Origin of the sequence: Actinomadura sp. WMMB 499, from assembly GCF_008824145.1 — a bacterium.
In the GTDB taxonomy this organism is placed as follows: Bacteria; Actinomycetota; Actinomycetes; order Streptosporangiales; family Streptosporangiaceae; genus Spirillospora.
This window is the reverse complement of record NZ_CP044407.1, coordinates 3,550,025-3,575,773: the sequence shown is the minus strand read 5'-3', so window position 1 is coordinate 3,575,773 and position 25,749 is coordinate 3,550,025. Positions and strand designations below refer to the sequence as shown.

The window sequence follows — 25,749 nt, the reverse complement described above, 5'->3', positions numbered from 1 at the left end:
GGTGCGCCACGCCGCGCGGCGGACCCTGCTCGCCGCCGTCCAGCTCGCGGTCCTGGCCGTCGCGGTCTTCCTGCTCACCTCGCTGCTGCCCGGTGACGCCGCGGCGGCCAGGTTCAACGAGCAGGTGGGGACGGCGGAGATCGCCGACCTGCGGGAGGCGCTCGGGCTCGACCGTCCCCTGGACGAGCGGTTCGCCGACTGGGCGGGCGGGCTGCTGACCGGCGACCTCGGCACCTCGCTGGTCGGCGACGTGCCGGTCCGCGACATCGTCGCCGGGTCGATCACCGCGACGGCGGTGCTGGCCGCCGTCACCGCCGCGCTGCTGGTGCCGCTGGCGATGCTGCTCGGCCTGGCGACGGGCCTGCGCGCGGGCGGACGTCTCGACCGCGCGATCACCGCGGTCACGCTGGCGCTCAACGCGATCCCCGACTTCGTGCTCGCGATGGCGCTCGTCGCGGTGTTCTCCCTGCAGCTCGGCTGGTTCCCGTCGACCTGGCTGGGCGCCGAGGGCGCGGACCTGCTGACCGAGCCCGCCCTGCTGGTGCTGCCGGTCGCCGTGCTGCTCGCCCGCACCGTCTGCACGCTGTCCCGGCAGATCAGGGCCGGGACGATCGCCGCGCTGGAGGCCGAGTACACCGTGCAGGCGCGGCGGCTGGGGGTGCCCCGCACCCGGCTCGTGCTCCGGCACGTGCTGCCGAACGCCGCGGTCCCCGGCGTCCAGGAACTCGCCCGGACCGGCGACCAGCTCCTCGGCGGCGTGCTGGTCGTCGAGGCGGTGTTCGCGATCCCCGGCACCGCCACCGCGCTGATCGAGGCCGTGCAGGGCCGCGACGTCCCGACCGTCCAGGCGCTCACCCTGCTGCTGGCGGCGGTGGCGCTGGCGCTCAACGTCGCCGCCGACCTCGTGAGCCAGCGCCTCGCCCCCCGCGCGGAGGTGCTGCGATGACGTCCCCTTTCGCGGCACGTCCCGTGGCCTGGACGGCCGGGGTGCTGCTCGCCGTCCCCGTCCTCGCCGCCGTGCTCGGGCCGCTGCTCGCGCCCGCGATCACCCCGGCGGACGGCGCCCCCTACGTGCTCGGCGGCGGCCACCCGCTCGGCACCGACGGGACCGGACGGGACGTGCTCGGCCTGCTGCTGCGCGGCGGCCCGAGCGCCCTCGGCGTCGCCTGCGGCGCCGTCGCCCTCGCCTACCTGCTCGGGGCGCCGCTCGGGCTGGCCGCCGCGACGACCCGGCACCGCTGGATCGACGAGCTGCTGATGCGCCCGGTGGAGCTGCTCCTGCCCATCCCGTCGCTGCTGGTCATCAGCGTGATCGGGGTGGGCTGGCGGGGCAGTGCGCTCGCCATCGGCCTCGCGGTCGCGGTGATCAACGCGCCGGCGGTGGCCCGGCTCGTCCGGGCGGCCGCGCTGGACGCCGCGTCCGGGCCGGTCGCCGAGGCGATGCTGCTGCAGGGCGAGTCCCGGCCCCGGATCCTGTTCGGCTACATCGGCCGGGCCGTGCTGCCCGTCGCCGCCGCCGACGCCGGCACCCGCGTTCCGCTCGCCGTCTTCACCGTCGCCGCCGCCAACTTCCTCGGCCTCGGCCTCGACCCGGCCTCGCCCGACTGGGGCGTCACGATCGCCGCGAGCCGGGAGGCGCTGCTCATCCAGCCGTGGGCGGTGTGCGCGCCCGCCGCGATGCTCGTCATGTTCACCGTCGGGCTCAACCTGCTGGCCGACCGGCTCGTGGGGCGCGGCGCCCGCGAGCGGCCGCGCCGGGCGGAGGCGGCGCGATGACGGACGGGACCGGTACCTGGACGATCGAGGTGCGCGGGCTGACCGCCCGCACCGGCGCGTCCGAGCTGCTGCGCGGCGTCGACCTCGACGTCCCCGCGGGCGCGGTCACCGCGCTCGTCGGGCCGTCCGGCAGCGGCAAGACCACCACCGCGCTCGCGCTCCTCGGCGAGGCCGCGCCGGGCGTGGAGCTGCGCGGCGACGTGCGGGTCGCGGGCGTCCCGGTCGTGGACGGGCGCGGCCCCACCCGGGGGGCGGCCGGGCTGCGCGGCGGGACGATCGCCTACCTGCCGCAGCATCCGGGCGCCGCGCTCAACCCCGCCCGCCGCACCGGCGCCGTCCTGAAGGAGCTGGCCCGGCTGCACCGGTCGGCGACGGTCGCCGACGCGGCCCGCCGGGCCCAGCTCCCGGACGGCGCGCTGCGCCGCTTCCCGCACCAGTTCTCCGGCGGGCAGCGGCAGCGGATCGCGCTCGCGCAGGTCCTCGCCTGCGGCCCCCGCGCGCTGATCCTGGACGAGCCGAGCACCGGCCTCGACACCGTGACCCGCCTCGGGCTCGTCCGGGAACTCGCCGCGCTCGCCGACGCCGGGATGGCGCTGCTGCTGCTGAGCCACGACCACGACCTCGTCCGCGGCCTCGCCGACCACGTGGCCGTCCTCGACGGCGGCCGCGTCGCCCGCCGGGGCGCGCCCGCCGACGTCCTGCCGCCCGCCCCGGCCCTCGCGCCCGCGCCCGCCCCCCGGCCGGACCAGCCCGCGCGGTTCGACGTCCGCAACCTCACCGCCTGGCTGCGCGCGGGGCGGCGCGGCGAGGTGCTGCGCGACGTCTCGCTGACGCTCGCGCCCGGCGAGTGCCTCGGCGTCGCCGGACCGTCCGGCGGGGGCAAGACGACCCTCGCCCGCTGCGTCGCCGGACTCCACGAGCGGCACCGGGGCGAGATCCTCCTGGACGGTACGCGCCTGCCCCCGCTGCGCCGCCGCGACCGTCCGGGCAAGCGCCGCGTGCAGTACGTGTGGCAGGAGACGCGGGGCTCGTTCGACGACCGGCGCCCCGTCCTCGACCAGGTCGCCCGGACCGCCGTCCGGCTGCGGGACCTCCCGGCGGCCGAGGCCGCCGCGGAGGCCGCCGGCCTCCTGGAGCGCCTCGGCGTCGCCCCGGACACCGCGCGGCGCCCGCCCGCCGCCCTGTCCGGCGGCGAGCTCCAGCGCGCCGCGTTCGCCCGCGCCGCCCTCGCCCGTCCGGACGTCCTGATCTGCGACGAGATCACCACCGCGCTCGACGACGCGGCCACCGGCCGCGTGCTGGCCGAGGTCGCCCGGATGCGCGCGGACGGCGCGTCCGTCCTGTGGATCGGGCACGACCTGGCCCTGCTCGGCGCCGTCGCGGACCGCCTCCTGGTCCTCGACGGCGGCCGCGCGGTCGAGCACGGCGACCTCGCCCGCGTCCTCGACGCCCCCGAGTCCGAGACCACCCGCCTGCTGATCCGGGCGGCCCGACCATCGACGAAGGGAAATCCCCCATGACCGAGACGACGACCTGGCAGGCCTGGCAGGACAGCTGGGACCGGCAGCAGGAGTGGTACATGCCCGACCGGGAGGAGCGCTTCCGGGTCATGCTCGACATGGTCGAGGCGGTCGCGGGCCCCGAACCGGCCGTCCTGGACCTCGCGTGCGGGACCGGCAGCATCACCGACCGGCTGCTCAAGCGCTTCCCCGGTGCCCGCTCCACCGGCGTCGACATCGACCCCGCCCTGCTCACGATCGCCCGCGGCCACTTCGCCGGCGACGACCGGGTCGAGCTGGTGACCGCCGACCTCACCGACCCCGCCTGGACCGACGCCCTGCCCCACCGGACGTACGACGCCGTCGTGACGGCCACCGCCCTGCACTGGCTCGACGCCGAACCGCTGCGCGTCCTGTACGGGCAGCTCCGCGGCGTTCTGCGGGACGGCGGCGTCTTCCTCAACGCCGACCACATGAACGACGACTCGGCGCCCCGCCTCAACGCCGCGGCCCTGAAGCTGCACGCGGCCCGGCAGGAGGCCGCGCGGGCCGGCGGGGCGCAGGACTGGCGCGACTGGTGGAGCGCCGTCGCCGACGACCCGGCGCTCGCCGAACCGGCCCGCCGCCGCTTCGAGCTCCTCGGCGACCCGCGCGGCCCGGCCCGTCCCCAGGGCGACCGGCCCACCACGACCCGCTGGCACCTCGACGCGCTGCGCGAGCAGGGCTTCGCCGAGGCCCGCCAGGTCTGGTGCTCGCACCAGGACGCCCTCGTCGCCGCCCTCCGGTAACGGTCGCCCGCCGCGGCGGTGCCCCGGCCGCGGGCTCGGGCACCACCGTCGCCTACCCCGTCGGCGGCGTGCGCGTCAGCCGGAGTTCCACGGGCGGCGGGTTCACGGTCCGATGGACGCCGAGGCCGGGGAACTCCAGGTGGCCACGGTGGCCGATGGTGCCGTAGTAGGTGAGGTCCGCCAGGTCGACGTCGAGCATGCGCAACGCTCCGACCAGCATGCGCGCGGCAGCGTCCCGCTCCTCGCCGAGCCACGACGCCTCGGGCCACCGGCGGTCCCAGACCTCGCTCTCCGGCTCCCGTCGCCAACCCTGGTCGGTCAGACGTCCGAGGCTCCCCTCTTTCCGTTCCCAGCCCTGGTCGATCAGGCGTCCGGCGTCCGGCGTCGGCCAGCGCCGGCTCGTGCCGGAACCCCATCGCCTCGACGCGCACGCCGAAGCCCTCGCTCCAGAACGAGACGAGGCGATGCGGGTGGCGGCGTGAGGCCAGATGCACGATGGCCAGGCCGGGGTGCTTGCGTGTATGCAGGGCCAGCAGCTCCACCAGTTCGGCGAGCCGCTTCTCCACCTGCTCCCAGCTGTCCGGACCCGGTGTGTGCGCGGGCGGCGGGTACGGCAGCCGGCCGAGGGTGGCCGCCCGCCAGCCGGTGGACGGTGCGAGCGCGTCGTAGCGGCCGCGGCGCAGGTGCATCTCGATGCGGGGAAGCTCCCAGTCCAGGTTCACGACCAGCCGGTCCTCGCCCAGCGGCCACAGCGCCCACTGCACCGGGGTCGCGCCTCCCTGCCAGTCGGGTGGGCCCAGCAGCGACTCCACCACCTGGAGGATCATGCGGAACGAGTCGTTGTACGTCCCCCAGTCGAGGTACCTCTCCGGCACGAACGCCTCGCCCATCAGGAAGCTGAGAAGATCGATCTCGTCCGGGGCGTCGCGGGGGCATGGGCCTGCCCGTACAGGAAGTCGGTATGGGGGTCTCCGGTGTAGAAGGTGTAGACGATCCGATCATCGTCCACCGCCGGTGCGCGGGCGGCCTCCTCGGCGTCCCGCCGCTCGAGGTTCCCGAGATCGGCGGGACGCCACGCGCCGCGGTTCATGGTGGCCAGCATCTCGACGGTGCGCAGGACGCTCTCGGGAGAGTCCGCCTCCCACTTGGGCGGATCTTCGAAGTCGTCGAGGTCGAGGTCATCGGATTCGGTCACGGCTGCAACGTAGTTCAAAAGAACGCTCGTGTCTTTATGTTTGCTCCGTCGATGATTCTCGTTCACGCGCCCGGTCTGCCCTGTGAGCGCTCAGAAAGGAACGATCGTGGCGAAGTTGCTGTACTCCGCGTCGATGTCGCTCGACGGCTTCATCGCGGGACCGGGCGGGGACATGTCCTGGCTGACCGAGCACCTCGGCGCCCCGAACCCGACCGCCGAGCGGCTGCTCGGGCAGGTCGGCGCCATCCTCGCGGGACGCGGGACGTTCGGCGGCGGTGACCCGAACGAGGGCACCGACAAGGAGGGGGCCTTCGGCGGCGAGTACCACGGGCCGCAGTTCGTCCTGACCCACCGGCCCCCGGCCGAGCCCGTCCCGGGCGTCACCTTCCTCGGCGACCTGAGGACCGCGGTCGCCGAGGCCAAGGCCGCCGCCGGGGACCGGTACGTCAACCTGCTGGGCGCGAACGTCGCCGCGCAGTGCCTCGAGGAGGGGATCCTCGACGAGGTGCTCGTCTTCCCCGTCCCGGTGCTCCTCGGGGACGGGACGCGCCTGTTCGAGCACCCGGGCGGCACGCGCGTCCGGCTGCAGCCGATCGACGACGAGTACCCGCACTGGTACCGCGTCGTCCGCTGACGCGCGTCCTGCGCGCCCGTCCGCTCCGGCCCGGCCCTCGCCAAGTAGCGTGATCTTCGAGCCACTATCGAAGGGGATGAGCGCCGTGGAACTTTCCGGTGTCGGGGTGTGGAGCCAGCAACTGCGGTACGGCGACGCCGCCGAGGCGGCGGAGGCGGCCGCCGAACTCGAGGAACTGGGCTACACCGCGCAGTGGATCCCGGACGTCGGCGGGCCGCTCTTCGACGCGGTCGGCGCGCTGCTCGCGGCGACCCGGCGGACGGTCGTCGCGACCGGGATCCTGAACCTGTGGATGCACGAACCGGCGGACGCCGCCGCCGCGCACGCGTCCCTCACCGCCGAGCACGGCGACCGGTTCCTGATGGGGATCGGGGTGAGCCACGCCCCGCTGATCGACGCCAAGGAGGCCGGCCGGTACCGGCGCCCGCTCGCCGCGATGACGGCGTTCCTGGACGGCCTCGACGCGGCGGAGCGGCCGGTGCCGCCCGGCGACCGGGTGCTCGCCGCGCTCGGCCCCAAGATGCAGGCGACGGCGAAGGAGCGGACGCGCGGCGTCCACCCGTACCTCGTGCCGCCCGAGCACACCCGCCGCACCCGCGAGGCGCTGGGCGAGGGCCCGCTCGTCCTGCCGGAGCAGACGGCGATCCTGTGCGGGACGCGCGACGAGGCGCGCGCGATCGGCACCGACTGGCTGCGCAACTACCTCTCGCTGCCGAACTACGCCAACAACCTGGTGCGCTCCGGCTTCACGACCGAGGACGTGGAGCAGGTGAGCGACCGCCTGTTCGACGCCCTGATCGCCTGGGGCGACGAGGAGGCGGTCAAGCGGCGCGTGGACGAGCACCGCGACGCGGGCGCCGACCACGTGTGCGTGCAGGTGCTCACGTCCGACCAGAGCGCCTTCCCCCGCGCGGAGTGGCGCCGCCTCGCCCCGGCGCTGGTGGCCGGGTAGCCGCCCCCGGACGGTCCTCCCGCCCCGGCGCCGCCGGGGCGGGGCGACCGCGCCGGCGGGTTCTCGATCGGCCGCAGAACGGCCGGGCGCGAGGGGGCCAACGGCCGGCATGATCGTTAAGCTTGGTCGGTAGCGGCACCCTCCCTCCCAGGAAGCAACCTTCATGACCGACGAAAAGGCACCTTCCGTCGACCTGCGCACCGACGAGCCCCACCCGGCACGGGTCTACGACTTCTACCTCGGCGGCAAGGACCACTACGGCGCCGACCGCGAGTTCGGTCAGCGGGTGCTGAGCATCTGCCCGCAGCTCCGGCCGCTGGCACGCGCCAACCGCAGGTTCCTCGCCCGCTCCGTCGCGGTGCTCGCGCGCGACCACGGCGTCCGGCAGTTCATGGACCTCGGCACCGGGCTGCCGACCTCGCCCAACCTGCACGAGGTCGCCCAGGGCGCCGCGGCCGAGTCCCGCGTGGTGTACGTCGACAACGACCCGATCGTGCTCACCCACGCGCGGGCGCTGCTGACGAGCCGTCCGGAGGGCGCCACCGCCTACATCGACTCCGACGTCGTCGACATCGACCGCATCATGGAGCAGGCGGCCAAGACGCTCGACTTCGCCCGTCCGGTCGCGGTCAGCGCGCTGGCGCTGTTCCACTTCCTGCCCGACCCCAAGCCCGCCGAGCTGCTGGACCGCCTGCGCGACCGGCTCGCCCCCGGCAGCTTCCTGACGATCAGCCACGTGCTCCCGGCGCTGCAGGACGTCGCCGACGCCTACCAGGGGACGATGGGCATGGGCACCCTGCGCGACCGGGACGAGATCACCGCCCTGTTCGGCGACTTCGAGCTCCTGGAGCCGGGGCTGGTCGACCCCTTCGACTGGCGTCCCGACCTGGACCCCGCCGAGGAGGGACCGGGCTACGAGATCGTCGGCCTGGGCGCCGTCGGGGTCGCGCGCAAGCCGGACTGATCCGCCGCGACCGGGACGTCCCCCGTCCGAGCTACCGGCGAGTGTCCGCCGCGCGGGGACGCCCCGGGCACCGCCGGGTCCGTAGCTTCGACGCAGCCCGCGGCACCCCGGCCGCGGAACCTCCCCGAAGGATGTCGCCATGCGACCGTCGAAGCTCCATTGCCGTGACGGAGGGCTCGTCCGCGCCGCCGCGCCCGCTAGGCTCGCCCGGTGATCGATCTCCGGCGCGTCCCGGAGGCGTGGCGGCGGTTCGACGTCACGGTCCGGGATTCCCCCCTCGCGCTGCTGCTGACCGGCCTGGCGCTCGTCCCCGCGTTCCACGGCAGCGGGACGCAGGTCGGCGACCTGCCGCCCCGCCCCTACGACGCGCTCGCCTACGCGGCGATCGCGCTGCAGTGCCTCCCGCTCGCCGTGCGCCGCAAGGTGCCGGCCGTCTGCATGGCGCTGGTGACGGTCGGCTTCGCGATCGACCAGCTCCGCGTCTACCACTCCTTCGGCGGCAACGCGCTGGCCATCGCGCTGCTGAGCACCGGCGCCCACCTGGAGCGCGGCAGGCGCACCGCCGTCCTGCTGCTCACCGCCGCGTACGTGCCGCTGGCGGTCGCGCTGGACCGGCTCGGCTCGCCCGAGGGGCCGGCGGGGTTCGTGCTCTTCTGGGTGGTGGCGGCCGTCCCGTGGTGCTTCGGGGCGTGGCTGCGCTCCACCCGGGCCGTCGAGGCCGAGCGCCGCCGCCGCGTCGCCGCGGACACCCGCGCCGCCGAGCGCGCCCGCATCGCCCGCGAGCTGCACGACGTCGTGACGCACCACGTGACGGCGATGGTCGTGCAGGCGGAGGCGGCGCGGTACCTCACCGCCGCGCCCGACCGGCTCGACGCGACCCTCGGCTCGGTCACCGACACCGGCCGGCGGGCGATCACCGACCTGCGGCACCTGCTCGACGTGCTCAACCCCGACCACGGCACCGAACCGCGGACGCCGTCCTCCGGCGACCTGCGGTCCCTCGTGGAGCAGACGCGGCGTGCGGGGCAGCCGGTCGAGTTCACCGAGGAGGGCGAACCGGCGGAGTCGTCCGGCAGCGCCGAGCTCACGGCCCACCGGGTCGTGCAGGAGGCGCTGACGAACGCCCTCAAGTACGCCCACGGCAGCCGCACCCTCGTCCGGGTGCGGTACGGAGAAAGGGAGATCAGCGTGGAGGTCGGCAACGACGGGTCCGGCACGCGGTCCCGGTCGCCCGGCGGCGGCGGACGGGGCCTCGCCGGGCTGCGCGAACGGGTCGACGCCCTCGGCGGCGAGTTCAGCGCGGACCCGCGGACGGACGGCGGGTTCGACGTGCGGGCCCGCATCCCCGCGGGGAACCCGTCGTGACCGCGCCGGTCCGGGTCCTGATCGCCGACGACCAGGCGCTGATCCGCACGGGCTTCTCCACGATCATCGACGCGCAGCCCGACCTCGAGGTCGTGGGCGAGTGCGGGGACGGGCGCGCCGCCGTCGACCTCGCGCGCGAGCTGGACCCGGACATGGTGGTGATGGACGTCCGGATGCCGGTGCTCGACGGCATCGAGGCGACCCGCCTGCTCGCCGGCGCCGGGGTGGCGCGGCCCGTCAAGGTGCTCGTGGTGACGACGTTCAACCTGGACGAGTACGTGTACGAGGCGCTGCGCGCGGGTGCCAGCGGGTTCCTGCTCAAGGACGCCCCGCCCGCGCAGCTCCTGCACGGCATCCGCACCGTCGCGATGGGCGCCGCGCTGCTGGCGCCGGAGGTGACGCGGCAGCTCGTGGGCCGGTACGCGGAGCGGATCCGGCCCACGCAGGCGGCGCCGGAGGACACCGCGCTCACCCCGCGCGAGCTGGAGGTGCTGCGCCTCATCGCCAACGGGCTGTCCAACAGCGAGATCGCCGCGACGCTGGTGATCAGCCAGGAGACCGTCAAGACGTACGTGTCGCGCATCCTCACCAAGCTCGACCTGCGCGACCGCGTGCAGGCGGTGGTCTACGCGTACCGCAGCGGCCTGGTGACCTGAGGCCCCGGCGGGGCGGGCCGCGCCCCGCCGGGGCCGGCGTCAGAAGGCGCGGCCGAGGTCCTGGCGGAGAATCCCGTCCATGCTGTGCTCGGCGAGGGCCGCGATGGTCATGGACGGGTTGCAGTCGCCGGTGGAGCCGGGGATGCGGGCGCCGTCCAGGACGTAGAGGCCGCGGTGGCCGAGGACGCGGCCGAGGCGGTCGACGGCGTCGCCCATGGGCACGCCGCCGAGCGCGTGCCACGTCGACGGGTGCTCCGCGTCGGTGTCGATCATCATGCCGCCGCCGGCCCGGGCGATCTCGTTCATCCGCTCCCGGATCAGCGCCTGCAGGTCGGCGTCGCCGGAGGGGTCCCAGGTCAGCTTCGCGTCGTCGGCCGCCGCGTCGTACGCCCACGTCCCGGTCGGCTTCACGACGCCGAACCCGACCACGGTCATCATCTTGGAGCCGTCCGGCGGGAGCATGGGGGAGCCGGCGTGGATGATCGTGTACGGGATCGGGCTGCCGGCGGCACGGCCGCCGACGCACGCGGGCCCGCCCTGCGGCCGTCCGGGGTCGCCGTCCATCTGGACCCACGCGTAGATCCGATCGCCGTTGTTGCCCCACCGGGTGCCGACCGCGTCGGGCAGGTCGGGCACCAGCCCCTTCGCCTTCGCCTTGACCATGAGCCGCGTCGTGCCGGGCGAACCGGCGTTGAGGAACACCGCGTCGGCGGTGATCCGCAGCTGCTCCTGGACGGCGCCGCCGGTGTCGATCCGGTCGACCTCCAGCACCCAGCGCTTCTGGCCGTCCATCGTCAGGTCGCGGACCACGTGCAGCGGTGCGACCTCGACCCGCCGCGTCGCCTCCGCCGCCGCCAGGTACGTCACGTCGATGGAGTGCTTGCCGCCGTTGTTCACCCCGAACGTCAGGTCGCTCGTCGTGTACGTCGGCTCGTACCGTCCCTCCAGTTCGCCGCGCGCGTACCGCCAGTCGACGGGCAGCGGCACCCGGAACGTCTCCAGGCCCGCGCCGGGCGCGGTGTCGAGGAACAGCCGGGACGACCGGTAGGGGTCGGCGGCGAGGACGTCGTCGGGGACGGTGGTGATCCGCAGCATCCGGGCGACGCGCGGGTACGACGACCACTTCAGCGCCGTGTAGGCGTCGGCCATCAGCGGCATGGACGCCGTGAACGCCTCCTCGGACGGCTGCAGCGTCATGCCGTGGTAGGTCAGCGACCCGCCGCCGACCGCGGACCCGCACTGGACGGTCATGCCGTCGCCCGGCACGGTCTCGATCACGCCCGTGTACGGCTCCCAGGTGCCGGGCACGCCGGGGATACCGCTCTCGGTGGTCAGCCAGGACGACCGTCCGTCGATGTTCGCCATCCGGCAGAACGTGTCGGAGTTCGGCCCGGTCTCCCACCGGCGGCCGCGCTCCAGGACGAGCGTCCGCACCCCGGCGAGGCCGAGCCGCAGGGCGGTGACGCCGCCGCCGAAGCCGGATCCGACGACGACGGCGCGCTCCCGCCGTTCGGTGACGGGCACCCGGGACGGCGGCGCGGCGGCCCGCGCCCGTCCGGCGGGCAGCCCGGCGGCGAGCCCGAGCCCGCCCAGCGCGGCCGCGCCGAGCAGCCGTCTGCGGTCGATCGAGGGGGTGGCGGGGTTCGCGGGGGTGGGGTCGTTCATGGGGTGCTCCAAGTCGTCCGTCGCGGTGCCGGATCGGGGGCGGAGGGCGGGGGCGTACGCCGCGGCCGAGCGGGCCGCCGGGCGCCGGACGCGCACGTCATCGTGGCGACGGAAAGCGCGAACTGCGACTCTCGCTCAGCAAGAATCTGACTCTCAAATGCTGAGAGTAGAACAATCCTTATAAGGAAACAGCAGGCCCGCCCAAGACTGTCGCGGCACACAAATCGACCGTTCCAAAGATGTGCACGCCAGCCCCCGCGACATGATCGTGCCGCTGCGCCGCGGCTTGACCGGGGCGGACGAGGTGTCGGCCGGAGCCGCCGCGGCCCGAGGACCGGACGACGATCGCGGCGTCCGTCCCGCCGGTGTCAGAGCCAGTCGTGTTCGCGGGCGTAGCGGGCGGCCTCGTGCCGGGTCCGGGTCTGGGTCTTCTGCATCGCGTTGGACAGGTAGTTGCGCACCGTGCCCTCGGCGAGGTGGAGCCGCCCCGCGATGTCGGCGGCCGAGTAGCCGTCGGACGTCGCGCGCAGCACGTCGATCTCGCGGTCGGTGAGCGGGCAGTCGTCCATGACGGCGAGCGCGGACACGTCCGGGTCGATCCACCGGCGGCCCTCGTGCAGGGTCTTGACGACCGTCGCGATGTGCTCCGGCTCCGCCGACTTGCTGACGAAGCCCTGGACGCCGAGCTTCAGCGCCTTGCGCAGGACGCCGGGCCGGGCGTGCCGGGTCAGCATGAGGATCACCTGGTCCGGATGCTCGCGGCGGATCGCCGCCACGGCGCCGAGCCCGTCCGTGCCGGGCATCTCCAGGTCGATGACGAGCACGTCGGGCCGGTGCCGCAGGGTCGCCGCGACGGCCGCGTCGCCGTCCTCCGCCTCGGCGAGCACGGTGATCTCGCCCTCCAGCGGGAGCAGCGAGGCCATGGCCTTGCGCAGCAGGACCTCGTCGTCGGCGAGTACCACAGTGGTCATCGATCGTCCCTTCAAGCTCTACCGGGCGGTGCCCGCGCCGTCGCGCGGCAGTACCGCGGCCGTCACGAAACGCCCGTCCCTCTGCTCCACCGTAAGCTCGCCGCCCTGGCCGGCCACCCGTTCCCGCAGGGCGGACAGCCCCCTGAGCTCGGTCGGCGGGACGTCCCCCGCGCCGTCGTTGGCGATGGAGATGCCCGCCGCGGAGAGGACGATCCGGACCTCCCCGGCCTCCGCGTGCCGCAGGATGTTCGTCGTCGTCTCCCGCAGCACCTGGCCGAGCAGCTCGCCCGCGCGCGCGTCCACCTCCGCCTCGCGGTCGACGCGCACCCGGATGCCCGCGGACTCGAAGAGGTTCTTCGCGTTCTCCAGTTCCACGGACAGGTTGAGCCGCCGCTGCGCGTACACGAGTTCCTTGGTCTGCTCGATGGTGTCGCCGACGAGGGCGTGGATCTCGCGGAGCTCCTCCTCGGCCCGTTCGGGGTCGGCCCGCACCAGCTTGCGCGCCAGCGTGGCCTTCAGCTTGACCACGTGGAGGGTGTGGCCCTGGATGTCGTGCAGGTCGCCCGCGAACCGGACGCGCTCGCGGGCGACGGCCAGTTCCGCCTCGCGCTCCCGCGACTCCGCCAGCTCCTCCAGGACGTCGTAGTACCACTGGCCGGCGAACATGCCGGCGGTCGTCACGACGGCGACGGCCCCCGGGATCAGCGCGTAGCTGGTCAGGACGTCCGCAGCGTCGCCGGACGACACCAGCGGCCGGGCCGCGCCCACGGCCGCGACGAACGCGGCGAGCCCGGCGGCCGCGAGCAGGCGGCCGCGCGGCAGTTTCGGCGCGTAGACGGCGCCCACGATCGTCACCCCGTAGGCCGCCGTGTGCGCGTCGATCACCAGCACCCCGACGATCCAGACGGCCGCGGCGACGGCCAGGCAGGGGAGCACGACCCGGGAGATGCCGACGACCGTCCACCGCGCGACCGCGACGAGCGCCGCGAGGACGCCCAGGCTCAGGACGACCGCCTCCCACCACGCGCGGGAGTCGATCGCCACCAGGAGCACCCCCACGGGAGCGATGACCGTGATCATCGTGCCGACGTTGAGGCGGCGCATCCGCCCCCGCGTCGCGTCGTCGTGCTCGTTCGTCATCCGCGCCTTCCGGTATCGGCGGTTCCCCACTGATCGTGCCCCCAGTCTTCACCCCGGCTCCCGGAGCCGATAGTGACACCGCGTCATGCCTTCCCTGCACGGATGTCATGCCGAAGTGGTGACGTGACCTCACTGGGAGGTTCTCGCGGCGGTTGCTGGAATCGACGGCATGTCCTCCACACCGGTCATCGAAGTTGAACGACTGAACCTCAAGTACGGCGACTTCCACGCCGTGAAGGACCTGTCCTTCCAGGTCCGGCCCGGGGAGCTGTACGCGCTGCTCGGCACGAACGGGGCCGGGAAGACCTCGACTCTGGAGACGATCGAGGGGCACCGCGCGGCGACCTCGGGCACCGTCCGGGTCTTCGGCCGCGACCCGCGCGACCGGCGCGCCGTCCGTCCCCGGATGGGCGTCATGCTGCAGGAGAGCGGGTTCTCCCCGGACCTGACGGTCAGGGAGTCGGTGCGGCTGATCGGCGGGCTCACCCGGCGCCGGGACAGCGTCGACCGCGTGCTCGGCGTCGCCGACCTGGCCCGCAAGGCGGGCACCAAGGTGTCCCAGCTGTCGGGCGGTGAGAAGCGGCGCCTGGACTTCGCCACCGCGATCTACGGCGGCCCCGAACTGATCTTCCTGGACGAGCCCACCACCGGCCTCGACATCCAGTCCCGCGACGACCTGTGGGACGCGGTCGACCGGCTGCGCGGGGAGGGCTCCACGATCGTCCTCACCACCCACTACCTGGAGGAGGCCCAGCAGCGCGCCGACCGCATCGGGCTCATGCACGAGGGCGCCTTCCACCGGGAGGGGACGGTCGCCGAGCTGACGCGGACCCTCCCCGCCACCATCCGCTTCCTGCTCCCGCCCGGCGCGCCCGCGCTACCGATGCCGGCCGCGCTGGAGCGCGACGGCAGGTTCGTCATCGAGACCCACAACCTGCCCAAGGACCTGTACGCGCTGCTCCACTGGGCGCACCACAACGGGGTCGAGCCGCAGGAGCTCGAGGCCGGGCCGACCCGCCTCGACGACGTCTTCCGCTCCATCGGCAGCCGCTGACCGGCGGCCCCCGCAGAAAGGACATCCCGGCATGCTCTCCATCGCGCTCAGCGAGCTGATCCAGATCTTCCGGAACCGCCTGGTGCTGGTCACCAGCATGGTGATGCCCGTGGCGGTCAGCGCCTACTTCATCCACCAGCACGAGGTCTTCGCCGAACTGGGCAGCCTCGGCTACATCGCGGCGATCATGATGTTCACCGTCGGGGCGTTCGGGCTCTACGCCACCACGGTGACCACGCTCGCCTCCCGCCGCCAGAACCTGTTCCTCAAGCGGCTGCGCTCCACCGCCGCCGGCGACGCCGGCATCCTGTCCGGGCTGCTGCTCCCGGTCACGCTCATCTCGCTGGTCCAGGTCGCCGTGCTGCTGGCCGTGCTCGGCGTGGTCACGCAGGCCCCCGCCGACCCGGCGCTGCTGGTGGCGGCCGTCCTGGCCACGGCGGCGATGATGATCGGGCTCGGGCTGGCCACGGCCGGGCTGACGAACTCGCCCGAGCACGCGCAGGTGACCACGCTGCCCGTCAGCCTCGGCGTCATCGCCGTCGCGACCTGGGTGGGGATCACCGGCACCGAGGACCTCGCCCTCCTCAAGCGGCTGCTCCCCGGCGGCGCGGCCACCGAACTGGCCGTCAACGCCTGGAACGGCGGTGTCCCCGCCGCCGACTCCCTCATCCTGCTCGCCCCCACGCTGGCCTGGGTCGTCGTCGCCATCGCCCTGGCTTCCCGGCTCTTCAACTGGGAACCCCGTCGGTGACGAACGTCCGAACCGTCCGGTCGGGCCACTAAGGAGAGACATGCAGACCCTGCCGCAGCGCCTCTACCTGCTCTGCTACACCGTCGACAAGAGCAAGTTCGAAGCCGTCGACCTCCAGGGACGCGGACAGCTCCTGCGCGCGGGCGCGCTGGCCGAGCTCGCGTTCACCGGACTGCTCGGCACCGGCGAGGGGAAGGTCGTCCGGCTGGACGCCCCGCCGCCCGCAGACCCCTTCCTCGCCGACGTGTGGCGCGACCTTCCCCCGGACAAGCCCGCGAAGTGGCTGGAGTTCCTGCACGCCAAGGCGCACACGGCCGAGCGGCCCGTCCGCGACCAGCTCGTCGCGGCCGGAGCGGTCACGCCCCCGGCCAAGCGGACCTGGTCGCCGCTCGGCTCCCACAAGGTCACCGTCAACGACCCCGAGTCCGTGCTCGCCCTCCAGCGGCGGGCGCGCACGGCGGTGCTCGCCTACCCCGACCCGGCGGCCGTCCCCCCGGACGAGCTGGCGATGGCCGTGCTCGCCACCGAATGCGAGGTGACCACCGTGCTCACCGGGAAGGAGCGCCGCGAGCACAAACGCACCCTCAAGGCGCTCGCCGCCCGCTTCGACGACGCCGTCCCCGGGCTGCGCAGGGCGCTGCGCGACTCGTTCCTGTCGAGCCGGGGCACCGGGGGCGGCTGGGGCCGATGAGCGCCGACCGCCGCCTCCGCCCGTTCCGCCGCCGCGAGGCGCTCCACCGCGCCCTCTACGGCATCACCCTGGACGGCCCGGACGGTACCGCGCACACCTGGGCGGTCGACGTCCGCATGAACGAGGTCGACTGGGAGGCGGCGCTCTACCGGGACGGCGTCCGCCAGGACGAGCGCGGCGTGCCGGCCGCGTTCCCGGTCCCGGGCGGGACGATCGAGGTCGACGCGTCGCTCTACGGCGTCACCCGGATCCACCTGGTGCGCGACTCCGGCCGGGAGCAGCGCCTCGCCCCCGCGGCGGGCACGGCCGAGTACCTGCGCGAGAGGCTCGCCCGCCGCCACCCCCGGCTGAGCCGGACGATCGGATGGCTCGCGATCGGGATCCTCCTGACCAACCTCGTCCTCGCCGTCCCGCAGGCCGTCGAGATCGTCAGCCGCATCCCCGAGATCGCCGACCGGTTCGGATCGTTCGCGTCGCCCGTCGCGCTGCCGTGGTGGCTCAACGCCGCCCTCGTCACCGCGGGCGTCCTCGCCGCCGTGGAGCGGGTCCTGACACGGCGCCGCAACCGGGTGCTCGACATCGAGACCCTCTGGTCGAGCCTCTGACACCCTCCGAGCTTCCGACATTCAAGGGAACATCGCTGCGATGATCACCGAACAGGGACGAATCGTCCGGCCGCTGGGCGCGTTCGAGCGGACCATCGACTTCTACATGCACCGCAACCCCGTCCAGTTCTCGCTGGTCGCGGAGCTGGACGGCCGGGTGTCCCCGGCGAGCGCGGCCGCGGCGCTGGCGGTGCTGCGGGACCGGCACCCGCTGCTCGGCGTCGCTGTCGACCGCACCGCGCCCAGGGCCGTCTTCCGGACGGCCGGGGACGCGATCCCGGTCGAGGTCGCCGCCGCGGGCACCCCGTGGCGGTCCGTCGTCGCCGCCGAGCAGACGCGGCCGATCCCACCGGCCCCCGGGCCGCTGGCGCGCGCCGTGCTGGTCCCGCGCGAGACGGGCTGCGCCGTGGTGCTGACGTTCGCGCACCAGATCGCCGACGGCGTCGGCGGCCTGCGGGCCCTGCTGGACCTGGTGGCGATCCTCGGCGGCGCGCCCCCCGCGCCCGCCGCCGGCGGCGTCCCGGAGACCCAGGAAGACCTCCTCGCCCGCGTCGGCGGGACGGCCGACGCCGCCGGAGCCGCCACCGACGGCGCCTTCCCGGAGAACGACGCGCGCATGAACGCCGCCGGAGAGCTCGTCCCGTTCGCCGGGCGGGTGCCGCACGTCGACGCGCTCGCCCTGGACCGGGGGCCGACCGCCCGGCTCGTCGAACGCGCCCGCGCGGAGGGCGCGTCCGTGCACGCGGCGCTCTGCGCCGCGGCCGCGACGGTGTTCCACCGGCGCGGGCGGGAGTTCGTCCGGGTCCTCAGCCCGGTGGACCTGCGCCGCGCGGCCGGGCTGCCGGACGACGTCGCCGTCCGGTTCACAGGGGCCCGGACGGCGAGCGTCGCGGGGGACGCGCGCGGCTTCTGGGCGCTCGCCCGCGCCGCCCGCGCCTCCCTCGTCCGGCAGCGCGCGCCGCACGCGCTGGTCGCCGGCTCGGCCGCGCTCGCCGAGCGTCCCCCGGCGGGTCCGGGGGACGCGGAGGCGATGATGGCGGCGGCCACCGCGGCCGACGTCCAGATCACCAACCTGGGCGCCGTGGACCCGGACGGGCCGGGACCGGACGGCCTCACCGCCCTGTGGGGCCCGGCGCAGATCACCCAGCTGAGCGGCGAGCACGTGCTCGGCGTCGTCACCTCCGGCGGACGGCTGCGCATGACGGAGCTGACCCATGATCCCGTCGCGGCGTTCGTCCCGGACATGGCCGCCGTGCTGGCCGAAGCCTGCGCCGCCGGGACCGCGCCGTAGCGGCCGGTCAGCCGGGGGCCAGGCCGGCGCGGACGGCGAACACCGCGAGGCGGATCCGGTTCGGGCAGCCGGTCTTGGCGAGCAGCGCCGCGACGTGCGTCTTCACCGTGGTCACCCCCACGTGCAGGCGCGCGGCGACCTCCTGGTTGGACAGCCCGGCGGCGACCAGCACCAGCACCTCGCGCTCGCGCGGGGTGAGGTCCGGGAGGGCTTGCGGATCGGTGCGGGCGCGCACCGCGCGTTCGACCAGCCGTCCGAGGACCTCCTGGCTGAACGGGGTGCCGCCCGCGGACGCCCGCCGCAGCGCGTCCAGCAGCTCCTCCGGCGGCGCGCTCTTGAGCAGGAACCCGCGGGCCCCCGCGGCCAGCGCCGGGTACAGGTGGTCGTCGTCGCCGAACGTGGTGAGCGCCAGCACGCGGGCGTCCGGCCGCGCCGCCACGATCCGCTCGGTGGCCGCGGCGCCGTCCAGTCCCGGCATCCGCAGGTCCATCAGGACGACGTCCGGGGCCAGCCGCGCGGCCAGCGCCACCGCCCGGTGCCCGTCGGCCGCCTCGCCGACGACCGTCACGTCGGTCGCCGAGTCGCAGAGCATCCGCAGGCCCATCCGGACGAGGTGCTGGTCGTCGGCGATCAGGACCCGGATCACGGCCGCACCACCGAGGGCGGCACCGCCGAGGACGGCAGCTCCGCCGACAGCCGCCAGCCGGGCCCGTCCGGGCCCGCCGCGAACGCGCCGCCGAGCAGGCCGACGCGCTCGCGCATGCCGGCCAGCCCGTGCCCGTCCGGGGCCGGGCCGCCACCGCCGTCGTCGGCGATCACCAGCCGGACGGCGGCGCCCTCCACCCGCGCCGACAGCCGGACGGTCGCGCCGGGCCCGGCGTGCCGGGCGGCGTTCGCGAGGCCCTCCTGCACCAGCCGCAGCAGGGTGACGCCCCGCATCGCGTCCAGCCCCGCCACCGCGGGGTCGATCGACGCCTCGACCGCCGGGCCCGCCGCGCGGCACCGCTCGACGGCGCGGTGGAGCGCGGCGGGCAGCGCGGCCGGTTCGAGCGGCGGCGGCTCGTCCCGCACGGTCGCCGGATCGCGCAGCACCGACACCAGGCGCCCCAGATCGTCCAGCGCGGCGGTGCCGGTGGCGTGCAGATCGTCCAGGACCTCGCGGACGGCGGGATCGGAGCCCGGCAGGACGTGCCGGGCCACCCCGACGCGCAGGACCATGGACGACACGTGATGCGCGACCAGGTCGTGCAGCTCGCGGGCGATCGCGGTGCGCTCGGCGGCCCGCGCCGCGCGCGCCTGCGCCGCCGCCCGCTCCCCGGCCGCCCGCGCCGCCGCCCGCGCCGACCGGAGGTAGGCCCCCGCCAGCAGCAGCACCGTCAGGAAGACCGCGACGCGGAACAGCGCGGGCCCGGTCTCCCCGAGCGGGTCGCCGGCCCAGCCGCACGCGACCGCGAGCACGAACGCGCCCGCGCCCGCCGCGAGCTCGGCGGGCGGGCGCCGCACCGCCAGCTCGAACAGCGCGATCGCCAGCATCCCCTTCACCGGCCAGACCACCGCCGACCCCGTCGCCTCGGCGATGCCCAGCAGCACCGCCAGCGCGGTCACGGCGGGTACCGGCAGCCGCGCGGCCGCCGCGTACGTCCCGAGCGCGGCGGCCACGAGCGTCCAGTCGGCGGCGCCCGCGGGCCGGTGCATGAGCGCCAGGTCACCGGCCGCCAGGACGGCGACCGCGGCGGAGCGCAGCGGGACGAACCGGCGCGCGGCGAGGGCCTCGGCCCGTTCGGCGAACACGCTGCGATCCTAGATCGCGGGGACCGGCGCGTCCTCGGCCGCGCGCAGGAGAACGGCCTCCTCCGGGTGGCCGCCGGGTCGGGCCGCCCGGCCGATGGACCGGGCCCGGCCCCGGCGCTGTGATGGGGGCATGACCTTCATCGGCTTCGGCCGCGCGTTCGCGGTGCTCATCAGCGTGACCACGTTCGTCTTCCTGTTCGTGCACGACTCCTGGCGCGGCGACAACCTGTTCCTGGTGCCGGACCTGATCCTGTGCGCGCTGCTGCTCATCGCGGCGGCGCTGCCCGGCCGGTACGCGGCGCCCGCGCTGGGCTTCGCGCTGGCGATGAGCGCGGGTGTGTTCACCGCTTCGGTGTCGTCCTACGCCGTTCGCGGGAACTGGGCGCCGCCAGCCTGCTCGGGGTCGCCGGCTGCGCCGTCGTGGCCGCGCTCCTGCTGGCCCGCCCGGCCGGAAGCCGGGCGTAGGACCGGGCACGGGGGCGGGGATCAGGCCTTGCCGGGGGCCCGGGCCTGGTCCTCCGCCTCGCCGGCGGCCCAGCTCGCGAGCATCTTGAGGCCGTCCGCGGTGGGGGAGTCGGGCGGGGCGGTGTAGACGTTGAGGACGAGCCCGGGCTCGGACGGCAGCTCCATCGACTCGAAGTCGAGGTCGAGCTGCCCGACGACGGGGTGGCGCAGCCGCTTGCGGCCGCTGCGGTGGAACTGGACGTCGTGCGACGCCCAGCGCTGCCGGAAGATCTCGCTGCGGGTCGACAGCTCGCCGACGAGCTCGATGAGCGCCTGATCGTGCGGGGCCCGTCCGGCCTCCAGTCGGAGCATCGCCGCGGCGTCGTCGGCGACGCGCTCCCAGTCGACGAAGAAGTCGCGCGCCGCCGGGTCGAGGTAGATGAACCGGGTGGTGTTCGCCGGGCGGCGCGGGTCCGCCAGGACCGGCGCGTAGAGGGCGCGGCCCAGACGGTTCAACGCCAGGATGTCGTGGCGGCCGTTGCGGACCCACGCGGGGGCGTCGGCGATGGCGTCGAGGACGTGCTGGACGGTGGGCCGCACGGTCGTGGGCGGTGCCGCCCGGCGGCGGCGTCCCGGGCCCGCGCTGCGGGCGAGCGCGAACAGGTGCTCGCGCTCGGCCTCGTCGAGCCGGAGCGCCCGCGCCAGGGCGTCCAGGACGTCGTCGGAGGCGCCCGCGAGGTTCCCGCGCTCCATCCGGATGTAGTAGTCGACGGACACGCCGGCCAGCATCGCGACCTCTTCCCGCCGCAGGCCCTTGACGCGGCGGTTCCCGCCGTACGCGGGAAGGCCCGCCTGCGCGGGGGTGATGCGGGCCCGCCGGGAGCTGAGGAACTCGCGGGCCTCGGCGCGGTGGTCGGACATGCCCATGCCTCCACGTTAAGCGGCCGACCCGTGTGGAGGGAGGTTCTCCCGGTACCCCGAACGACAGGCTCTCTCAGGTGCCGCGGGAGCCGGGTTGACTGGAGCCCATGCGAGCCACCTACATGTACGGGGCGGGCGACGTGCGCGTCGTCGACGTCCCCGACGCGAAGATCGAACGTCCGGCGGACGCCCTGGTCCGCGTGGTCGTGGCGTGCGTGTGCGGCAGCGACCTGCACCCGTACCGCGCCGCGCCCGCCGGCGCGGGGGGCGAGCCGATGGGGCACGAGTTCATCGGCGTGGTCGAGGAGACCGGCGCCGAGGTGACGGCCGTGGCGCCCGGCGACCTGGTGATCGCGCCGTTCGCCTACTCCGACGGCACCTGCGAGTTCTGCCAGACGGGGCTCCAGACGTCCTGCCCGCACGGCGGCTTCTTCGCCGGGGCCCAGGCCGAGGCGGTGCGGGTGCCGTTCGCCGACGCGACCCTGGTCAAGGCGCCGGTCGGAGCGGATTCTCCGCTGCTGCCGTCGCTGCTGACCCTGTCGGACGTCTACGGCACCGGCCACCACGCGGCCGTCCGGGCCGGCGTGGGCGCGGGCGACACCGTCACCGTGATCGGCGACGGGGCCGTCGGGCTGCTCGCCGTGCTCGCCGCCGAGCGCCTGGGCGCCGAGCGGATCGTGCTGATGGGACGGCACAAGGACCGCACCGACCTGGGCCGCGAATTCGGCGCCACCGACGTGGTCGCCGAGCGCGGCGAGGAGGGGATCGAGCGGGTCCGCGAACTGACCGGCGGGCTCGGCAGCCCGGTCGTCATCGAGGCGGTCGGCCTCCTGCCCGCCTACGAGCAGGCTTTCGGCGCCGTCCGTCCCGGCGGCGTGATCAGCCGGGTCGGGGTGCCGCAGTACGAGGACGCGCCGGTCGGTTTCGGCAGCCTCTTCGGCCCGAACGTGACGCTGACCGGCGGGCCCGCACCGGCCCGCGCCTACATCGAGGCGCTGATGCCGGCCGTCCTCGACGGCACCGTCGACCCGGGCCGCGTGTTCGACCGGACCGTCTCCCTGGACGGCGTCCCGGACGGCTACCGGGCGATGGACGAGCGCCGCGCGCTCAAGGTGCTCGTCCGTCCCTGACGGGCCCCGTTTCCACCGATCACACAGAGGTAGGAGGGAGCCATGAGCGTTCCCAACCTGACGCTGAACAACGGCGTGGAGATGCCGGTGCTCGGCTTCGGTGTCTTCCAGACCCCGCCGGACGAGACCGTCGCCGCCGTCGAGACGGCCCTGGCGACCGGCTACCGGCACATCGACACCGCCGCCGCCTACGGCAACGAGCGGGAGGTCGGGGAGGGGATCCGCCGGTCCGGCCTGGACCTCTCGGACGTCTTCGTCGAGACGAAGGTCTGGATCAGCGACTACGGCTACGACGAGACGCTGCACGCCTTCGACAAGAGCGCGGGCAAGCTCGGCACCGACCGGATCGACCTGCTGATCCTGCACCAGGCCGTCCCCGGCGACTTCGATCGCACCATCGGGCCTACCGGGCGCTGGAGCGGCTCCTCGAGGACGGCCGGGTGCGGGCGATCGGCGTCAGCAACTTCATGCCCGACCACCTCGCCCGCCTGATGGCCCAGTCCGGCGTCGTGCCCGCGGTGAACCAGATCGAGGTGCACCCGTACTTCCGGCAGTCCGAACTGCTCGCCTTCGACACCGGACGCGGCATCGTCGACCAGGCGTGGTCGCCCATCGGGGGCATCACCTTCTACCGGGACGGCAGCAAGGGCTCGACGCTCGAGGACCCGGTGATCAACGAGATCGCGCGGGCGCACGGCAGGTCCCCGGCCCAGGTGATGCTGCGCTGGCACCTCCAGCAGGGCCGGCAGGTGATCCCGAAGTCGGTCACGCCGTCCCGGATCAGGGAGAACTTCGACGTCTTCGACTTCGCGCTGACCGGCGAGCAGCTCGCCGCGATCGACGCGCTCGACACCGGCGTCCGCGGCGGACCGGCACCGGAGGAGATCACCCGCGAGACGTTCTGGATGGACATCCCGGAGGCCTGACCCGCCCCGGACGGTCCCGCCGGGCGGCCCTGCCGCCCGGCGGGCCCGCCCGTGGCGCGGGCGGGAGTGCGGGCCGCGCGGGAAGGCTTCTTGCTCTGTCGCACAAAGCGTGATGGGGGCATGATGCTCGTATGAGCGATGACCAGGAACAGGGGCGCCCGGAGAACAGATGGCGGCTCCTGCCCTCGAGGACCCCTTTGGAGGACCTGGTGACGGTTCAGGAGGTTCCGCCCAAGCCTCAGGTGGTCGCGGACCCGGGAAACACCAAGCTCGACGAGGCCACCCGCTACCCGGTCTGACGGTGGTGCGTGCCTGGTCGCGCGGCCGGAGCGGACCGCGTCCCGGAGGCGGCGTCCGGGTACCGAGGCGGGCACGCGCGCGAGCGCCTGATCAGACGGCCGACTCCCGGTAGAGGTCGAGGACGTCGGTGCCGTTGAGCCGCCACACCTCCGTGAGGGCGTTCAGGCCGTCCGCCTCGTCGAGGACGACGAGGAACTCGGGATCGGTCATCGGCACGACCGTGACGAACCGGAGGACGGCCTCGCCATCGGCGTCGCGTGCCTCACGGGCCCGAGATGCCGTTCGGCGTGGGCCGGCAGGCCCTCGTAGGGGGAGGTCATCCTGGCACTGTAGGGCTTCGGGGGCGTGATCCATTGCCGGGTTTTGGCGCTATGCCGGGCCGTCCGGGGAAGTGACCGGGTGCCGCGCCGGTACGCACCCGAGGAGAGACCGTGGACGCACTCCCGCCGTTCGAGGACCGGACCGACTTCGCGAACGCCGCCCGCGGGTTCGTCGGGACGGCGTCGCAGCCGGAGATCACCGACGCGTCCGGGCGGACCGTCTGGGACCTGGACGCCTACGCGTTCCTCGACGCGGAATGCCCGGACACGGCGAACCCGAGCCTGTGGCGGCAGTCGCGGCTCGCGGCCATGCACGGGCTCTACCAGGTGGCCGACGGCCTGTACCAGGTGCGCGGCTTCGACCTGTCGAACGTCTCGTTCATCGAGGGCGGGCGGGGCGTCATCGTCGTCGACCCGCTGCTGTCCACCGAGTGCGCGGCGGCCGCCCTGGCGCTCTACCGGGAGCACCGGGGCGACCGCCCGGTCAGCGCGGTCGTCTACACCCACTCGCACGCCGACCACTTCGGCGGCGTCCGCGGGGTGCTCCCGGACGCCGCGGACGTCCCGGTGATCGCCCCGGCCGGTTTCCTCGAGCACGCCGTCGCGGAGAACGTCTACGCGGGCACCGCGATGAACCGCCGGTCGATCTACATGTACGGCGCCGAGCTGCCGAAGAGCCCCACCGGGCAGATCGGCGCCGGTCTCGGCCCGACGACCTCCACCGGCACGATCTCGCTCATCGAGCCGACCCTGTCGATCACCGAGACCGGCCAGGAGGAGATCGTCGACGGCGTCCGGATCGTGTTCCAGCTGACGCCGGGAACCGAGGCGCCGGCGGAGATGAACTTCGCCCTCCCCGACCGGCGGGTGCTGTGCATGGCCGAGAACGCCGTGCACAACCTGCACAACGTGCTGACGCTGCGCGGCGCGCTCGTCCGCGACCCGCGCGTCTGGGCCCGCTACCTGACGGAGGCGATCGAGCTGTTCGCCGCCGGCTCGGACGTGCTGTTCGCCTCGCACCACTGGCCCACCTGGGGGACGGCCGAGCTGACCACGTTCCTGACCCAGCAGCGCGACCTGTACGCCTACCTGCACGACCAGACGCTGCGGATGCTCAACCAGGGGTACACGGGCGCCGAGATCGCCGAGCGGATCGAGCTGCCGCCCGCGCTGGAACGCGCGTGGCACTGCCGCGGCTACTACGGTTCGGTCTCCCACAACGTCAAGGCCATCTACCAGCGGTACATGGGCTGGTTCGACGGCAACCCCGCCCACCTGTGGGAACTGCCCCCGGAGGAGTCGGCCAGGAAGCACGTCGAGTTCATGGGCGGCGCCCGGACCGTCCTGCCCAAGGCCAGGGCCGCCTTCGAGGCGGGCGAGACGCGGTGGGCCGCGCAGGTCCTCAACTACGTCGTCTTCGCCGACCCGTCCGACACCGAGGCCCGCGAACTCCTCGCCGAGGTCTACGACACGCTCGGCCGGGGCAGCGAGAACGGCACCTGGCGGAACTTCTACCTGCAGGGCGCGGCCGAACTCCGCGGCCGCAAGCCCGCCGGCACGCTCGACAGCGCGTCCCCGGACGTCATGACGGCGCTGAGCGTCGAGCAGATCTTCGACTCCCTCGCCATCCGCGTCGACGGCCCCCGCGCCCGGGACGCCCGCCTCACCATCGACTGGAACCTCACCGACCTGAAGGAGGAGGTCAGGCTCGGCCTCGCCAACGGCGTCCTCACCCAGTCCCACGCGCACGACGGCACGCTCGCCGACCTCACCGTCACCCTGACGAAGCCGCAGCTGCTCCGGACGGTCGCCGCGCAGAGCCTGGACGGCGTCCAGACCGCCGGCGACCGCGGGGCGTTCGCCACGCTGATCGGCCTGCTCGACGACGCCGATCGCGACTTCGACATCGTCACTCCCTGA

At 74.6% G+C, this 25,749-nt stretch carries 26 protein-coding genes and 1 pseudogene; 19 read left to right on the top strand and 8 right to left on the bottom strand.

Annotation, left to right across the window (positions count from 1 at the left end; translation table 11 throughout):
* Position 1 precedes the first annotated feature (1 nt).
* From F7P10_RS15515 to F7P10_RS15500, 4 genes are read left to right on the top strand one after another with little or no spacing between them, the layout of a single operon-like run.
* Entirely contained in the window at positions 2-946 is a 945-nt protein-coding gene (locus F7P10_RS15515) for an ABC transporter permease (protein ID WP_254716616.1), read from the top strand.
* A complete protein-coding gene (locus F7P10_RS15510) occupies positions 943-1,776 on the top strand; it encodes an ABC transporter permease (protein ID WP_151009994.1) in 834 nt (277 codons plus the stop codon). Before F7P10_RS15515 ends, F7P10_RS15510 begins: the two co-directional genes overlap by 4 nt.
* The gene (locus tag F7P10_RS15505; protein ID WP_151009993.1) at positions 1,773-3,296 is read left to right on the top strand and encodes an ABC transporter ATP-binding protein; all 1,524 of its coding nucleotides are present in this window, start codon (positions 1,773-1,775) and stop codon (positions 3,294-3,296) included. The genes F7P10_RS15510 and F7P10_RS15505 overlap by 4 nt, the downstream gene beginning before the upstream one ends.
* Positions 3,293-4,063, top strand: coding sequence for a trans-aconitate 2-methyltransferase (locus F7P10_RS15500; RefSeq protein WP_151009992.1), 771 nt, complete (start codon positions 3,293-3,295; stop codon positions 4,061-4,063). Before F7P10_RS15505 ends, F7P10_RS15500 begins: the two co-directional genes overlap by 4 nt.
* Positions 4,064-4,115: 52 nt before the next feature.
* Here F7P10_RS15500 and F7P10_RS42350 read toward each other — a convergent pair whose 3' ends face one another.
* Both F7P10_RS42350 and F7P10_RS15495 read right to left on the bottom strand, forming a co-directional pair.
* Entirely contained in the window at positions 4,116-4,262 is a 147-nt protein-coding gene (locus F7P10_RS42350) for a hypothetical protein (RefSeq protein ID WP_176611483.1), read from the bottom strand.
* A 690-nt stretch (positions 4,263-4,952) separates the two neighbouring features.
* Complete coding sequence (locus tag F7P10_RS15495; RefSeq protein WP_151009991.1) at positions 4,953-5,258, bottom strand: hypothetical protein; 306 nt, start codon at positions 5,256-5,258, stop codon at positions 4,953-4,955.
* 106 nt (positions 5,259-5,364) lie between these two features.
* Here F7P10_RS15495 and F7P10_RS15490 point away from each other — a divergent pair, with 106 nt between their 5' ends.
* The 5 genes from F7P10_RS15490 (at position 5,365) to F7P10_RS15470 (ending at position 9,829) form a co-directional block, all read left to right on the top strand.
* On the top strand, positions 5,365-5,892 hold the full coding sequence (locus F7P10_RS15490) for a dihydrofolate reductase family protein (RefSeq protein ID WP_151009990.1): 528 nt from the start codon (positions 5,365-5,367) through the stop codon (positions 5,890-5,892).
* Between the two features lie 76 nt (positions 5,893-5,968).
* Positions 5,969-6,844, top strand: coding sequence for an LLM class F420-dependent oxidoreductase (locus tag F7P10_RS15485; RefSeq protein ID WP_254716615.1), 876 nt, complete (start codon positions 5,969-5,971; stop codon positions 6,842-6,844).
* A 163-nt stretch (positions 6,845-7,007) separates the two neighbouring features.
* On the top strand, positions 7,008-7,808 hold the full coding sequence (locus F7P10_RS15480) for an SAM-dependent methyltransferase (protein WP_151009989.1): 801 nt from the start codon (positions 7,008-7,010) through the stop codon (positions 7,806-7,808).
* 210 nt (positions 7,809-8,018) lie between these two features.
* Positions 8,019-9,173, top strand: a complete 1,155-nt coding sequence (locus F7P10_RS15475) for a sensor histidine kinase (RefSeq protein WP_151009988.1) — start codon at positions 8,019-8,021, stop codon at positions 9,171-9,173.
* Positions 9,170-9,829 (top strand): response regulator transcription factor, encoded by a 660-nt coding sequence (locus tag F7P10_RS15470; protein ID WP_151009987.1) that lies wholly within the window; start codon positions 9,170-9,172, stop codon positions 9,827-9,829. The genes F7P10_RS15475 and F7P10_RS15470 overlap by 4 nt, the downstream gene beginning before the upstream one ends.
* Before the next feature lie 39 nt (positions 9,830-9,868).
* Here the strand turns inward: F7P10_RS15470 and F7P10_RS15465 are convergent, their stop codons facing one another.
* The 3 genes from F7P10_RS15465 to F7P10_RS15455 form a co-directional block, all read right to left on the bottom strand.
* Positions 9,869-11,494: a GMC oxidoreductase gene (locus F7P10_RS15465; RefSeq protein WP_151009986.1), complete on the bottom strand. Its 1,626-nt coding sequence runs from the start codon at positions 11,492-11,494 to the stop codon at positions 9,869-9,871.
* A 368-nt stretch (positions 11,495-11,862) separates the two neighbouring features.
* On the bottom strand, positions 11,863-12,465 hold the full coding sequence (locus tag F7P10_RS15460) for a DNA-binding response regulator (protein WP_151009985.1): 603 nt from the start codon (positions 12,463-12,465) through the stop codon (positions 11,863-11,865).
* An 18-nt stretch (positions 12,466-12,483) separates the two neighbouring features.
* Positions 12,484-13,605, bottom strand: coding sequence for a sensor histidine kinase (locus F7P10_RS15455; protein ID WP_151009984.1), 1,122 nt, complete (start codon positions 13,603-13,605; stop codon positions 12,484-12,486).
* 169 nt (positions 13,606-13,774) lie between these two features.
* Here F7P10_RS15455 and F7P10_RS15450 point away from each other — a divergent pair, with 169 nt between their 5' ends.
* The 5 genes from F7P10_RS15450 to F7P10_RS15430 are packed head-to-tail and all read left to right on the top strand — an operon-like array spanning position 13,775 to position 17,997.
* On the top strand, positions 13,775-14,659 hold the full coding sequence (locus F7P10_RS15450; protein ID WP_151009983.1) for an ABC transporter ATP-binding protein: 885 nt from the start codon (positions 13,775-13,777) through the stop codon (positions 14,657-14,659).
* A gap of 31 nt (positions 14,660-14,690) precedes the next feature.
* Positions 14,691-15,410 carry an ABC transporter permease gene (locus F7P10_RS15445; RefSeq protein ID WP_151009982.1) on the top strand — a complete coding sequence of 240 codons (720 nt, stop codon included), beginning with the start codon at positions 14,691-14,693 and terminating at the stop codon, positions 15,408-15,410.
* A 40-nt stretch (positions 15,411-15,450) separates the two neighbouring features.
* The gene (locus F7P10_RS15440) at positions 15,451-16,101 is read left to right on the top strand and encodes a GPP34 family phosphoprotein (protein WP_151009981.1); all 651 of its coding nucleotides are present in this window, start codon (positions 15,451-15,453) and stop codon (positions 16,099-16,101) included.
* Entirely contained in the window at positions 16,098-16,706 is a 609-nt protein-coding gene (locus F7P10_RS15435; protein ID WP_151009980.1) for a hypothetical protein, read from the top strand. The genes F7P10_RS15440 and F7P10_RS15435 overlap by 4 nt, the downstream gene beginning before the upstream one ends.
* 40 nt (positions 16,707-16,746) lie before the next feature.
* Positions 16,747-17,997, top strand: a complete 1,251-nt coding sequence (locus tag F7P10_RS15430; RefSeq protein WP_151009979.1) for a peptide synthetase — start codon at positions 16,747-16,749, stop codon at positions 17,995-17,997.
* A 7-nt stretch (positions 17,998-18,004) separates the two neighbouring features.
* Here F7P10_RS15430 and F7P10_RS15425 read toward each other — a convergent pair whose 3' ends face one another.
* A complete protein-coding gene (locus tag F7P10_RS15425) occupies positions 18,005-18,643 on the bottom strand; it encodes a response regulator transcription factor (protein WP_151009978.1) in 639 nt (212 codons plus the stop codon).
* On the bottom strand, positions 18,640-19,788 hold the full coding sequence (locus F7P10_RS15420; RefSeq protein WP_218040528.1) for a sensor histidine kinase: 1,149 nt from the start codon (positions 19,786-19,788) through the stop codon (positions 18,640-18,642). Before F7P10_RS15420 ends, F7P10_RS15425 begins: the two co-directional genes overlap by 4 nt.
* Before the next feature lie 130 nt (positions 19,789-19,918).
* On the opposite strand from F7P10_RS15420, the gene F7P10_RS15415 reads away from it, so the two are divergent.
* Positions 19,919-20,380: a hypothetical protein gene (locus F7P10_RS15415; protein ID WP_151009977.1), complete on the top strand. Its 462-nt coding sequence runs from the start codon at positions 19,919-19,921 to the stop codon at positions 20,378-20,380.
* Here the strand turns inward: F7P10_RS15415 and F7P10_RS15410 are convergent.
* The gene (locus F7P10_RS15410) at positions 20,275-21,159 is read right to left on the bottom strand and encodes a helix-turn-helix domain-containing protein (protein ID WP_151009976.1); all 885 of its coding nucleotides are present in this window, start codon (positions 21,157-21,159) and stop codon (positions 20,275-20,277) included. The genes F7P10_RS15415 and F7P10_RS15410 overlap by 106 nt on opposite strands.
* 101 nt (positions 21,160-21,260) lie before the next feature.
* Between F7P10_RS15410 and F7P10_RS15405 the strand changes: the two genes are divergently transcribed.
* The 4 genes and pseudogenes from F7P10_RS15405 to F7P10_RS15395 all read left to right on the top strand — a co-directional run bounded on the left by F7P10_RS15405 (position 21,261) and on the right by F7P10_RS15395 (position 25,749).
* Positions 21,261-22,283 carry an alcohol dehydrogenase catalytic domain-containing protein gene (locus F7P10_RS15405; RefSeq protein ID WP_151009975.1) on the top strand — a complete coding sequence of 341 codons (1,023 nt, stop codon included), beginning with the start codon at positions 21,261-21,263 and terminating at the stop codon, positions 22,281-22,283.
* Between the two features lie 42 nt (positions 22,284-22,325).
* Positions 22,326-23,209 (top strand): annotated as a pseudogene (locus F7P10_RS15400) (aldo/keto reductase).
* A 131-nt stretch (positions 23,210-23,340) separates the two neighbouring features.
* Positions 23,341-23,508, top strand: coding sequence for a hypothetical protein (locus F7P10_RS42345; protein WP_176611482.1), 168 nt, complete (start codon positions 23,341-23,343; stop codon positions 23,506-23,508).
* A gap of 432 nt (positions 23,509-23,940) precedes the next feature.
* Positions 23,941-25,749 carry an alkyl/aryl-sulfatase gene (locus tag F7P10_RS15395; protein ID WP_151009974.1) on the top strand — a complete coding sequence of 603 codons (1,809 nt, stop codon included), beginning with the start codon at positions 23,941-23,943 and terminating at the stop codon, positions 25,747-25,749.

What these genes read in the sequence shown, in the direction of transcription:
- F7P10_RS15510 (WP_151009994.1), top strand. Translation starts at nt 943, where the DNA reads ATGACGTCCCCTTTCGCGGCACGTCCCGTGGCCTGGACGGCCGGGGTG.
- F7P10_RS15505 (WP_151009993.1), top strand. Translation starts at nt 1,773, where the DNA reads ATGACGGACGGGACCGGTACCTGGACGATCGAGGTGCGCGGGCTGACC.
- F7P10_RS15500 (WP_151009992.1), top strand. Translation starts at nt 3,293, where the DNA reads ATGACCGAGACGACGACCTGGCAGGCCTGGCAGGACAGCTGGGACCGG.
- F7P10_RS42350 (WP_176611483.1), bottom strand. Translation starts at nt 4,262, where the DNA reads ATGCTCGACGTCGACCTGGCGGACCTCACCTACTACGGCACCATCGGC.
- F7P10_RS15485 (WP_254716615.1), top strand. Translation starts at nt 5,969, where the DNA reads ATGAGCGCCGTGGAACTTTCCGGTGTCGGGGTGTGGAGCCAGCAACTG.
- F7P10_RS15480 (WP_151009989.1), top strand. Translation starts at nt 7,008, where the DNA reads ATGACCGACGAAAAGGCACCTTCCGTCGACCTGCGCACCGACGAGCCC.
- F7P10_RS15465 (WP_151009986.1), bottom strand. Translation starts at nt 11,494, where the DNA reads ATGAACGACCCCACCCCCGCGAACCCCGCCACCCCCTCGATCGACCGC.
- F7P10_RS15460 (WP_151009985.1), bottom strand. Translation starts at nt 12,465, where the DNA reads ATGACCACTGTGGTACTCGCCGACGACGAGGTCCTGCTGCGCAAGGCC.
- F7P10_RS15455 (WP_151009984.1), bottom strand. Translation starts at nt 13,605, where the DNA reads ATGACGAACGAGCACGACGACGCGACGCGGGGGCGGATGCGCCGCCTC.
- F7P10_RS15450 (WP_151009983.1), top strand. Translation starts at nt 13,775, where the DNA reads ATGTCCTCCACACCGGTCATCGAAGTTGAACGACTGAACCTCAAGTAC.
- F7P10_RS15445 (WP_151009982.1), top strand. Translation starts at nt 14,691, where the DNA reads ATGCTCTCCATCGCGCTCAGCGAGCTGATCCAGATCTTCCGGAACCGC.
- F7P10_RS15440 (WP_151009981.1), top strand. Translation starts at nt 15,451, where the DNA reads ATGCAGACCCTGCCGCAGCGCCTCTACCTGCTCTGCTACACCGTCGAC.
- F7P10_RS15435 (WP_151009980.1), top strand. Translation starts at nt 16,098, where the DNA reads ATGAGCGCCGACCGCCGCCTCCGCCCGTTCCGCCGCCGCGAGGCGCTC.
- F7P10_RS15430 (WP_151009979.1), top strand. Translation starts at nt 16,747, where the DNA reads ATGATCACCGAACAGGGACGAATCGTCCGGCCGCTGGGCGCGTTCGAG.
- F7P10_RS15415 (WP_151009977.1), top strand. Translation starts at nt 19,919, where the DNA reads ATGACCTTCATCGGCTTCGGCCGCGCGTTCGCGGTGCTCATCAGCGTG.
- F7P10_RS15410 (WP_151009976.1), bottom strand. Translation starts at nt 21,159, where the DNA reads ATGGGCATGTCCGACCACCGCGCCGAGGCCCGCGAGTTCCTCAGCTCC.
- F7P10_RS15405 (WP_151009975.1), top strand. Translation starts at nt 21,261, where the DNA reads ATGCGAGCCACCTACATGTACGGGGCGGGCGACGTGCGCGTCGTCGAC.
- F7P10_RS42345 (WP_176611482.1), top strand. Translation starts at nt 23,341, where the DNA reads ATGAGCGATGACCAGGAACAGGGGCGCCCGGAGAACAGATGGCGGCTC.